13 protein-coding genes are annotated in these 9,122 nt (G+C 62.0%); 1 reads left to right on the top strand and 12 read right to left on the bottom strand.

Translation table 11 applies throughout. The features are described 5' to 3' along the window. Positions 1-138: 138 nt before the first annotated feature. Entirely contained in the window at positions 139-687 is a 549-nt protein-coding gene (locus tag ACFPAH_RS22040; RefSeq protein WP_379749625.1) for a Spy/CpxP family protein refolding chaperone, read from the top strand. Positions 688-856: 169 nt separating this feature from the next. On the opposite strand, the gene dsbD is transcribed toward ACFPAH_RS22040, so the two are convergent. The 12 genes from dsbD to rpsE all read right to left on the bottom strand — a co-directional run bounded on the left by dsbD (position 857) and on the right by rpsE (position 9,110). Beyond that, positions 857-2,719: a protein-disulfide reductase DsbD gene (gene dsbD, locus ACFPAH_RS22035; protein ID WP_379749623.1), complete on the bottom strand. Its 1,863-nt coding sequence runs from the start codon at positions 2,717-2,719 to the stop codon at positions 857-859. 142 nt (positions 2,720-2,861) lie between these two features. Then, positions 2,862-3,257 (bottom strand): 50S ribosomal protein L17, encoded by a 396-nt coding sequence (rplQ, locus tag ACFPAH_RS22030; RefSeq protein ID WP_005663400.1) that lies wholly within the window; start codon positions 3,255-3,257, stop codon positions 2,862-2,864. Positions 3,258-3,437: 180 nt separating this feature from the next. Continuing rightward, entirely contained in the window at positions 3,438-4,415 is a 978-nt protein-coding gene (locus ACFPAH_RS22025; protein ID WP_026354946.1) for a DNA-directed RNA polymerase subunit alpha, read from the bottom strand. A 119-nt stretch (positions 4,416-4,534) separates the two neighbouring features. Continuing rightward, the gene (gene rpsD, locus ACFPAH_RS22020; RefSeq protein WP_379749621.1) at positions 4,535-5,158 is read right to left on the bottom strand and encodes a 30S ribosomal protein S4; all 624 of its coding nucleotides are present in this window, start codon (positions 5,156-5,158) and stop codon (positions 4,535-4,537) included. Between the two features lie 232 nt (positions 5,159-5,390). Further along, positions 5,391-5,795 carry a 30S ribosomal protein S11 gene (rpsK, locus tag ACFPAH_RS22015; RefSeq protein ID WP_005663404.1) on the bottom strand — a complete coding sequence of 135 codons (405 nt, stop codon included), beginning with the start codon at positions 5,793-5,795 and terminating at the stop codon, positions 5,391-5,393. Between the two features lie 15 nt (positions 5,796-5,810). Further along, positions 5,811-6,176, bottom strand: coding sequence for a 30S ribosomal protein S13 (gene rpsM / locus ACFPAH_RS22010; RefSeq protein WP_056337616.1), 366 nt, complete (start codon positions 6,174-6,176; stop codon positions 5,811-5,813). Positions 6,177-6,188: 12 nt separating this feature from the next. Further along, positions 6,189-6,302, bottom strand: coding sequence for a 50S ribosomal protein L36 (gene rpmJ, locus ACFPAH_RS22005; protein WP_005663407.1), 114 nt, complete (start codon positions 6,300-6,302; stop codon positions 6,189-6,191). A 37-nt stretch (positions 6,303-6,339) separates the two neighbouring features. After that, positions 6,340-6,558: a translation initiation factor IF-1 gene (gene infA, locus ACFPAH_RS22000; protein WP_005663428.1), complete on the bottom strand. Its 219-nt coding sequence runs from the start codon at positions 6,556-6,558 to the stop codon at positions 6,340-6,342. Positions 6,559-6,577: 19 nt separating this feature from the next. Then, positions 6,578-7,912: a preprotein translocase subunit SecY gene (gene secY / locus ACFPAH_RS21995; protein WP_379749619.1), complete on the bottom strand. Its 1,335-nt coding sequence runs from the start codon at positions 7,910-7,912 to the stop codon at positions 6,578-6,580. A 28-nt stretch (positions 7,913-7,940) separates the two neighbouring features. After that, entirely contained in the window at positions 7,941-8,372 is a 432-nt protein-coding gene (gene rplO / locus ACFPAH_RS21990; protein ID WP_159627936.1) for a 50S ribosomal protein L15, read from the bottom strand. A gap of 29 nt (positions 8,373-8,401) precedes the next feature. Beyond that, positions 8,402-8,581, bottom strand: a complete 180-nt coding sequence (rpmD, locus tag ACFPAH_RS21985; RefSeq protein ID WP_056337609.1) for a 50S ribosomal protein L30 — start codon at positions 8,579-8,581, stop codon at positions 8,402-8,404. A 10-nt stretch (positions 8,582-8,591) separates the two neighbouring features. Next, on the bottom strand, positions 8,592-9,110 hold the full coding sequence (gene rpsE / locus ACFPAH_RS21980) for a 30S ribosomal protein S5 (protein ID WP_193687461.1): 519 nt from the start codon (positions 9,108-9,110) through the stop codon (positions 8,592-8,594). Between the last annotated feature and the right edge of the window lie 12 nt (positions 9,111-9,122).

Below are 9,122 nucleotides of genomic sequence, written 5' to 3'. Positions count from 1 at the left end.
AAGAAGAGCGTCTGACAAAGCTCTCAGGGCAAGGCGCGTTGTCGAAGACAGTACGCTAGTACGGCGAGACGACGCAACGCCGCCATGAGAGTTTTGTTGGGCGCTCACACTGACTCACACACCAAAAGGACACCTGAAATGAACACCATCCGCAAGAACATCCTGGTTTCCCTCGCCGCCATCGGCTTCGCCGGTGCCGCCTATGCCCAGAGCGCCGCCCAGCCGGCTGCCCAGCCGCAGGAAGGCCGCCATGGCCACGCCATGACCGTCGAGCAGCGCGCGGCCCACAAGGCCGAGCGTCACGCGAAAATGGCCGAGCGCCAGGCCCAGCGCGCCGCCAAGCTGCGCGCCGAGCTGAAGCTGACCCCGCAGCAGGAACCGGCCTTCGCCGCCTTCCTGGCCGCCGGCAAGCCGCAACAGCGTCCGCTGGCCCAGGCCGGCGCCGAGCGCGCCAAGCTGGCCGCCCTGCCCGCTCCGCAGCGCCTGCAGATGCAGATCGAACGCCAGAAGCAGCGCACCGCCCGCATGGAAGCGCGCCTGGCGGCCCTGAACAGCTTCTACGCCGCGCTGACGCCGGAACAGAAGCAGGTCATGGACAGCAAGGCGATGCGCTTCGGCGGCAAGCACCGCGGCCATCACGGCCACCACGGCCACCACGGCCAGCGCGGCGCGGCAGTACAAAGCTAAACCCGTGTAGGGTGGAGCGGGCGGCGAACCGTTCCCGACTCCACGGGTGGGAGGTGCGATCTTCGTTGGCGCCCTCCTGCCAGCGCAGCAGCAGGCGGAGACGGTTCGATCATCCGATCGACGCGGCCGGCAAGGGCGTGGAGTCGGGACTCCACCCTACGCTTCTCTGCTAGTCGAGCTTTTGCAGCGACCGCAAGAATTTCTCTGCGTTCTGGAAGCCGATCACCCTGCTGTCCGCGATCTCGACGCCCTTGTCGTCGAAGAAAATAATCCCCGGCGGGCCGAACAAGCCAAACCGTTTCAGCATCGCCTTGTCGTGGGCGTCGTTGGCCGTCACGTCGACCTGCAGCAGCAAGGTATTGGCCAGCTTCGCCTGCACCGCCGGGTCGACGAAGGTCAGCTTTTCCATCTCGATGCAGGACACGCACCAGTCCGCATAAAAATCGAGCATCGCGGTCTTGCCGCGGTTCGCGGCCAGCACCGCGTCGAGTTCGTCCACGGTTTTTACGCGCTGGAAGGTGAGCGCGTGGCGCGGGGTGCCGCTCAGGTGCGCCAGCGGCGCCAGGGCGTCGCGCCCGCCGCTGGCCACGCCGACCAGCTGCATCGCGCCGAGGATGCCGAAGGCGGCGCCCAGGGCGAGCGAGGCCCAGTGCCCGCGCCGGCTCAGCAGCCACGCGCCGTAACCGAGCAGCAGGGCTGCCCACAGCGCCATTTGCAGCGCCGCCGGCAACACCGGCGAGACCAGCCACAAGGCCATGCCCAGCATCAGCACGCCGAAGAAGCGTTTCACCGATTCCATCCAGGCGCCGGCCCGCGGCAGGAGCGAACCGGCCGAGACGCCGACCAGCAACAGCGGGATGCTCATGCCGATCGCCATCGAAAACAGCGCGGCGCCGCCGATCAGCACGTCGCGCGTCTGGCTGATGTAGACCAGGGCGCCGGCAAGCGGCGCTGCCACGCAGGGACCGACGATCAGGGCCGAGATGGCGCCCATGGCGAACACCCCGGCCAGCTTGCCGGAACGCTGGCGGCTCGACGCGCCGGCCAGCCTGGTCTGCAGGGCAGCCGGCACCTGCAGCTCGTAGAAACCGAACATCGACATCGCCATCGCCACGATCAACAGGGCAAAAGCGCCCAGCACCCAGGGGTTCTGCAGGGCCGCGGCCAGGCCCTCCCCGATCAGGCCGGCGGCCACGCCGAGCGCGGTGTAGACGATGGCCATGCCGAGCGAATAGGTCACCGACAGCAGCAGGCCGCGCGAACGCCTGGTGTTGCCGCCCTCGCCGACGATGATGGACGACAGGATCGGCACCATCGGCAGCACGCAGGGGGTAAATGCCAGGCCCAGCCCGAGCAGCGCGAACGCGGGCACGATCGCGAGCAGGCGGCCGCCCTGCAGGATGGCGTCGATGCCGGCCATCTCGGACGGCGCCTGCGCCGCGGCCGGCGCCTGCACGGCCGCAGCCGAAGCCGGCGCCTCGCTCGTGCCCGCGCCGCGCGGCCCTTCGCTCAGGGGCCTCGACGACAGGATGGACGGGGACTGGGCGGGGGCGTTGGCGCCGATCGGCAGGCTCGGCGGCAAGGCGGCGGCGCCCGCCGCGAGCGCGAGGCGCGCTTCCTGCGGCGGATAGCACAGGCCGGCGTCGGCGCAGCCCTGGCTGGTCGCAACCAGGGTGAAGGGTCCGCTGCCCTCGACGGGAATCCGGATCGTCACCGAGCCTTTATAGGTCTCGACATCCTTCTGGAAGGTCTCGTCATATTTCACTTTTCCCGGCGGGATCTGCGCCTCGCCCAGCTTGGCGCCCTCGGCCTTGAACTTGAACTGCTCGCGGTACATGTAGTAGCCGTCGGCGATCGCATAGGTGAGGACGGCGGTCTTGTCTCCTTCCATCTGCGCGGAGACGCGGAAGGCGAGCGAGGGGTCGAGGAATTCTTGGGCGCGGGCGGGGGCTGCGAGGACGAACAGCAGCGACAGCACGAAACAGAACGCGGCGCACAGGCCGGCGGGCGCGCGAGACAGAGAACGGGGCATGACTTCCTTTGGAATCGGCTACACAGCGCAAATGGTACACCGCTTGCGTACCGATGGGTAACGCGGGGCCCGGTTCGCCCGAGCGGGGACGGACGAAAAAAAACCAGGCACGAGGCCTGGTTTTTCTTGTCGCACGGAGCGATTACTCGGCGGTAGGAGCTTCTTCAGCCGAGGTGACTTCCGGACGGTCCAGCAGCTCGACGTACGCCATTGGCGCGTTGTCGCCCACGCGGAAACCCATTTTCAGGATGCGCAGGTAGCCGCCGTTACGGTTGGCGTAACGTGGGCCCAGTTCGGCGAACAGCTTCTGCACCATTTCGCGGTCGCGCAGGCGGGCGAATGCCAGGCGCTTGTTGGCCAGCGTGTCGGTCTTGCCCAGGGTCAGGATCGGCTCGATGACGCGACGCAGTTCCTTGGCTTTTGGCACGGTGGTCTTGATGGCTTCATGACGCAGCAGCGAGACGGTCATGTTGCGCAGCATGGCGAGACGGTGGGACGAGGTACGGTTCAGCTTACGGAGGCCGTGACGGTGACGCATGGTACTTCCTTTCGAGGTTTTTAAATCCAGTTCTTCGATCGTTCATGCATGACGCATGACCGCGGACCGGTTATTAGGGGTTAATTACTACGCTTTTTTCAATCAAAAAGGATCTGGCTTTGCCAGTCCTTTTTGACTGATCCCACCCGAAAGTAGTGTGTACTTTCGGGTGAATACTGATTACTTCTCCAGACCTGCTGGGGGCCAGTTTTCCAACTTCATGCCCAGGGTCAGGCCGCGCGAAGCAAGGACTTCCTTGATTTCGTTGAGCGACTTGCGGCCCAGGTTCGGCGTCTTGAGCAGTTCGTTTTCCGAACGCTGGATCAGGTCGCCGATGTAGTAGATGTTCTCGGCCTTCAGGCAGTTTGCCGAACGGACGGTCAGCTCCAGGTCGTCGACCGGGCGCAGCAGGATCGGATCGACCAGCGGAGCACGCGATGGTGCTTCGGCGGCGGCTTCCGTGCCTTCCAGGGCAGCGAATACGTTCAGCTGGTCGACCAGCACGCGTGCCGACTGGCGAATCGCCTCTTCCGGGGTGATGACGCCATTCGTTTCGATGTTGATGATCAGCTTGTCCAGGTCGGTACGCTGCTCGACACGGGCCGATTCCACTGCGTACGAGACGCGGCGCACTGGCGAGAACGATGCGTCCAGGATGATGCGGCCGATCGTCTTGTTCGTGTCTTCCGACAGACGGCGGACGTTACCAGGCACATAGCCACGGCCCTTTTCGACCTTGATCTGCATGTCCAGCTTGCCACCGGCGGTCAGGTGAGCGATCACGTGATCCGGGTTGATCAGTTCCACGTCATGCGGCAGGTCGATGTCCGATGCCAGCACGGCGCCTTCGCCTTCCTTCTTCAGGGTCAGCGTTACGGAGTCACGGTTGTGGACCTTGAACACGACACCCTTCAGGTTCAGCAGCAGGTCGACGACGTCTTCCTGCACGCCGTCCAGCGACGAGTACTCATGCACGACGCCGGCGATGGTGACTTCGGTCGGCGCGTAGCCGATCATCGACGACAGCAGCACGCGGCGCAGCGCGTTGCCCAGGGTGTGGCCGTAGCCACGCTCGAACGGCTCCATCACGACTTTGGCGTGACCGGCGCCCAGGGCTTCGACATCGATGATACGTGGCTTCAACAAACTATTTTGCATGAAATGTCCTTTTCAATACCCTCGGCTCGTTACACCGATAAGGCTGATGGCATGTGAGAATTCTTTTGGAAGTGCAAACGCCCGCTCGGTGAGGAGCGGGCGTGAATACCGACTAACGATTAACGCGAGTACAGTTCGACGATCAGTGCTTCGTTGACGTCGGCGGCGATCTCGTTACGCTCTGGGAACGAACGGAAGGTGCCTTCCATCTTCTTGCTGTCGACCGACACCCAGCTCGGCATGCCGACTTGTTCGGCCAGCGACAGCGCTTCGACGATACGCACTTGCTTCTTGGCCTTTTCGCGAACGGCGATGACGTCGCCGGTCTTGACTGCGTACGAAGCGATGTTGACGACGTTACCGTTGACCGTGAAGGCCTTGTGGCTGACCAGCTGGCGCGCTTCGGCGCGGGTCGAGCCGAAGCCCATGCGGTAAGCGACGTTGTCCAGGCGCGATTCCAGCAGCTTCAGCAGGGTTTCGCCGGTGTTGCCCTTGCGGCGGTTGGCTTCTGCGAAGTAGCGGCGGAACTGGCGCTCGAGGATGCCGTACATGCGCTTGACCTTCTGCTTTTCGCGCAGCTGGTTGCCGTAGTCCGAGGTGCGGGCACCCGACTTGACGCCGTGCTGGCCTGGCTTGACGTCCAGTTTGCACTTCGAGTCGAGCGAGCGGCGTGCGCTCTTGAGGAACAGGTCGGTGCCTTCACGGCGCGACAGTTTTGCTTTTGGTCCGATATAACGTGCCACGTTGAATCCTTTAATGTATTAATCACGCCCCAGCGGCATCCCGAGATGCGGCAGGCGCTAGTCCGACCCATGATTGAGCGGACGTGGCTAAAAATAACACCCTGAGCCGGGGCTCAAGGCGACAACAGCCGGGCAGTATACCCGAATTCGGGTCACTGCACCGGCTTTTGCTACTGCTTGCTGCTCAAGCGGTGTATTGAAAACAACTGGGCAGCGAACTGCCCGGCTGGATTTAGATACGACGACGCTTCGGAGGACGGCAGCCGTTGTGCGGCACTGGCGTCACGTCCTGGATTTCGGTGATCTTGATACCCAGGTTGTTCAGAGCGCGGACAGCCGATTCACGGCCTGGGCCTGGGCCCTTGATGCGCACTTCCAGGTTCTTCACGCCGCTTTCCTGTGCGACCTTGCCGGCTGCTTCAGCAGCGACCTGAGCCGCGAACGGGGTCGACTTGCGCGAGCCCTTGAAGCCAGCGCCACCCGACGTCGCCCACGACAGAGCGTTGCCCTGGCGGTCGGTGATCGTGATGATGGTGTTGTTGAACGAAGCGTGGACGTGGGCGATGCCCTCAGCCACGTTCTTCTTCACTTTTTTACGAACGCGTGCTGCTGCTGCGCTGCTTTGTTGCTTAGCCATGGTCAGGTTCCTAGATTATTTCTTCAGCGATTGAGCGGCCTTACGCGGACCTTTGCGGGTACGTGCATTGGTACGGGTACGCTGGCCGCGCACTGGCAGGCCCTTACGGTGACGCATGCCGCGGTAGCAGCCCAGGTCCATCAGACGCTTGATGTTCATGGACAGTTCGCGGCGCAGATCGCCTTCCACGACAAACTTCGCAACTTCGTCACGCAGCTTCTCGAGTTCGTTGTCGTCCAGGTCCTTGACCTTCTTGTTGGTCGCGATACCAGTCGCGTCGCAGATCTTCTGCGAACGTGGACGGCCAACACCGTAGATCGCCGTCAGGCCGATAACAGTGTGCTGATGATTTGGGATGTTAACCCCTGCAATACGTGCCATTCGTTATTCCTCTTAACCTTGACGCTGCTTGTGACGCGGCTCGACGCAGATCACGCGGACCACGCCCTTGCGCTTGATGATCTTGCAGTTGCGGCAGATCCGCTTGACTGAAGCATTAACTTTCATTTTGTACTCTCTTCCTGGTGAGGTTACTTAATATTTTTTACTTGGTGCGGAATACGATACGCGCCCGGGACAAGTCGTACGGGGTCAACTCCACCGTTACCTTGTCTCCCGGGAGGATGCGGATATAGTTCATCCGCATTTTACCCGAGATATGCCCCAGGACCACATGTCCGTTTTCCAGCTTTACGCGAAATGTCGCATTCGGGAGATTCTCGAGAATCTCACCCTGCATTTGGATGACGTCGTCTTTTGCCATTCGATCTCTTCGCTCCCGCTTATCGCGTCGGAATCCCACCCTTGAAATTCGCCTTGCGCAGCAGCGATTCATATTGCTGCGACATGACGTAATTCTGCACTTGTGCCATGAAATCCATCGTCACCACCACGATGATCAGGAGCGACGTGCCGCCGAAGTAGAAAGGAACTTTCCAGTACGACTGCATGAACTCCGGCACCAGGCACACGAGGGTGATGTACACCGCACCAGCGAGGGTCAGGCGCATCAGGATCTTGTCGATGTAGCGTGCGGTCTGGTCACCAGGGCGGATGCCCGGGACAAACGCGCCGCTCTTCTTCAAGTTGTCCGCCGTTTCCTTGCTGTTGAAGACCAGCGCGGTATAGAAGAAGCAGAAGAAGATGATCGCCGCCGCATACAGCAAGGCGTGGATCGGCTCACCGGTCGTCAGCGAGGCTGCCAGGTCTTTCAGGAACCCGATGAACGGGCTGCTGGTGTCCTTGCCCCGCGTGTACCAGTCGACGATCGTCGCCGGGAACAGGATGATCGACGACGCGAAGATCGGCGGGATCACGCCGGCCATGTTCAGCTTCAGGGGCAGGTGGCTGGTTTGGCCACCGTACACCTTGTTGCCGACCTGGCGCTTGGCGTAATTCACGAGGATCTTGCGCTGCCCACGCTCCACGAATACCACCGCGTAAGTCGTAAAGGCCACCAGGATCACGATAACGATCGCGGCGAAGCTGCTGATCGAACCGTTCGATACCAGGGTGAACAAGCCACCCAGTGCCGACGGCAGACCGGCTGCGATACCGGCGAAGATAATGATCGAAATGCCGTTGCCCAGGCCACGTTCGGTAATCTGCTCACCGAGCCACATGAGGAACATGGTGCCGGTCAACAGGGTCACGACCGTGACGAAGCGGAAGCCGATACCCGGATCGAGCACGAGGCCCGGCTGGGTTTCGAGCGCGGCGGCAATGCCGAACGCCTGGAACAGTGCCAGCACCACCGTGAAGTAACGGGTGTACTGGGTGATCTTGCGGCGCCCTGCTTCGCCTTCCTTCTTCAGCGCTTCCAGCTGCGGCGAGACGATCGACCCCAGCTGCATGATGATCGAAGCCGAAATGTAGGGCATGATCCCGAGTGCGAACACGGTAAAGCGTTCAAGCGCGCCACCCGAGAACATGTTGAACATGCCCAGGATGCCGCTTTCGTTCTGCTTGAACAGCGATGCCAGCGCGACGGGGTCGATCCCGGGAACCGGGACGTGGGCACCGAGGCGGTACACGACCAATGCGCCAAGCAAAAACCACAGCCGGCCCCAGGGGAAACCGGCGGCGGCGCTTTTACCAAGTTGTGAATTAGTCGCCAATTTGTGCTCCGATCAGGCAGCGGCCGCTTTAGGCGACCGAACCGCCAGCTGCTTCGATGGCCGCTTTCGCGCCCGCGGTTGCCTTCAGGCCCTTGAGGTTCACCGCTTTGGTGATCTCGCCCGACAGGATCACGCGCACGTCGCGCGCCACCACTGGCAGGATGCCTGCTTGCTTGAGCACCAGGATGTCGACATCGCCGACGGCCAGGTTGTTCAGGTCCGACAGACGCACTTCAGCCTTGAACGTTGCGTTGAGCGACTTGAAGCCGCGCTTCGGCAGACGACGCTGCAGAGGCATCTGACCGCCTTCGAAGCCGACTTTGTGGAAACCGCCCGAACGCGACTTCTGACCCTTGTGACCGCGACCGGCGGTCTTGCCCAGGCCGGAGCCGATACCGCGGCCGACGCGACGCTTGTAGTGCTTGGCGCCGTCAGCTGGTTGAATGGTATTCAATTCCATTGTTTTCTCCGTTAGGTAAGCCCGAAGGCTTACCCGACTACTTTAACGAGGTACGAGACTTTGTTGATCATGCCACGCACCGACGGGGTGTCCTGCAACTCGGAAACCGAGTTGACGCGGCGCAGACCCAGACCACGCACCGTAGCGCGGTGATCCTGACGGGTGCCGATCAGGCCCTTGACCAGTTGTACTTTGATGGTGTTTGCCATTGTCTTCACCTTAACCGATGATGTCTTCGACCGACTTGCCACGCTTGGCGGCGATGTCGGAAGCGGTGCTCATCTTCGACAGACCGTCGAGGGTAGCGCGCACCAGGTTGTACGGGTTCGACGAACCGGTCGACTTGGCGACCACGTCGGTCACGCCCATCACTTCGAAGATAGCGCGCATTGCGCCACCAGCGATGACGCCGGTACCAGGCTTGGCTGGCATCATCATGACGCGCGAGGCGCCGTGACGACCGGAGACGGTGTGGTGCAGGGTACCGTTCTTGAGGGGCACCTTGATCAGGTTGCGGCGGGCTTCTTCCATTGCCTTTTGCACGCCGACAGGAACTTCCTTCGACTTGCCTTTACCCATGCCGATGCGGCCATCGCCGTCACCGACAACGGTCAGCGCTGCAAAACCCATGATACGACCACCCTTGACCACTTTGGTCACGCGGTTGATCGCGATCATTTTTTCGCGCATGCCATCATCCGGCTTGTCGCTTGCCATTTTCGCTTGCATTTTTGCCATGACGATTCTTCC

This window comes from Massilia sp. GCM10023247, assembly GCF_042653325.1.
GTDB lineage: Bacteria > Pseudomonadota > Gammaproteobacteria > Burkholderiales > Burkholderiaceae_D > Telluria.
This window is presented reverse-complemented; position numbering and strand designations above follow the sequence as displayed.

Coding starts and splice junctions, on each gene's coding strand:
- ACFPAH_RS22040 (WP_379749625.1), top strand. CDS start 139: ATGAACACCATCCGCAAGAACATCCTGGTTTCCCTCGCCGCCATCGGC.
- dsbD (WP_379749623.1), bottom strand. CDS start 2,719: ATGCCCCGTTCTCTGTCTCGCGCGCCCGCCGGCCTGTGCGCCGCGTTC.
- rplQ (WP_005663400.1), bottom strand. CDS start 3,257: ATGCGTCACCGTCACGGCCTCCGTAAGCTGAACCGTACCTCGTCCCAC.
- ACFPAH_RS22025 (WP_026354946.1), bottom strand. CDS start 4,415: ATGCAAAATAGTTTGTTGAAGCCACGTATCATCGATGTCGAAGCCCTG.
- rpsK (WP_005663404.1), bottom strand. CDS start 5,795: ATGGCTAAGCAACAAAGCAGCGCAGCAGCAGCACGCGTTCGTAAAAAA.
- rpsM (WP_056337616.1), bottom strand. CDS start 6,176: ATGGCACGTATTGCAGGGGTTAACATCCCAAATCATCAGCACACTGTT.
- rpmJ (WP_005663407.1), bottom strand. CDS start 6,302: ATGAAAGTTAATGCTTCAGTCAAGCGGATCTGCCGCAACTGCAAGATC.
- infA (WP_005663428.1), bottom strand. CDS start 6,558: ATGGCAAAAGACGACGTCATCCAAATGCAGGGTGAGATTCTCGAGAAT.
- rplO (WP_159627936.1), bottom strand. CDS start 8,372: ATGGAATTGAATACCATTCAACCAGCTGACGGCGCCAAGCACTACAAG.
- rpmD (WP_056337609.1), bottom strand. CDS start 8,581: ATGGCAAACACCATCAAAGTACAACTGGTCAAGGGCCTGATCGGCACC.
- rpsE (WP_193687461.1), bottom strand. CDS start 9,110: ATGGCAAAAATGCAAGCGAAAATGGCAAGCGACAAGCCGGATGATGGC.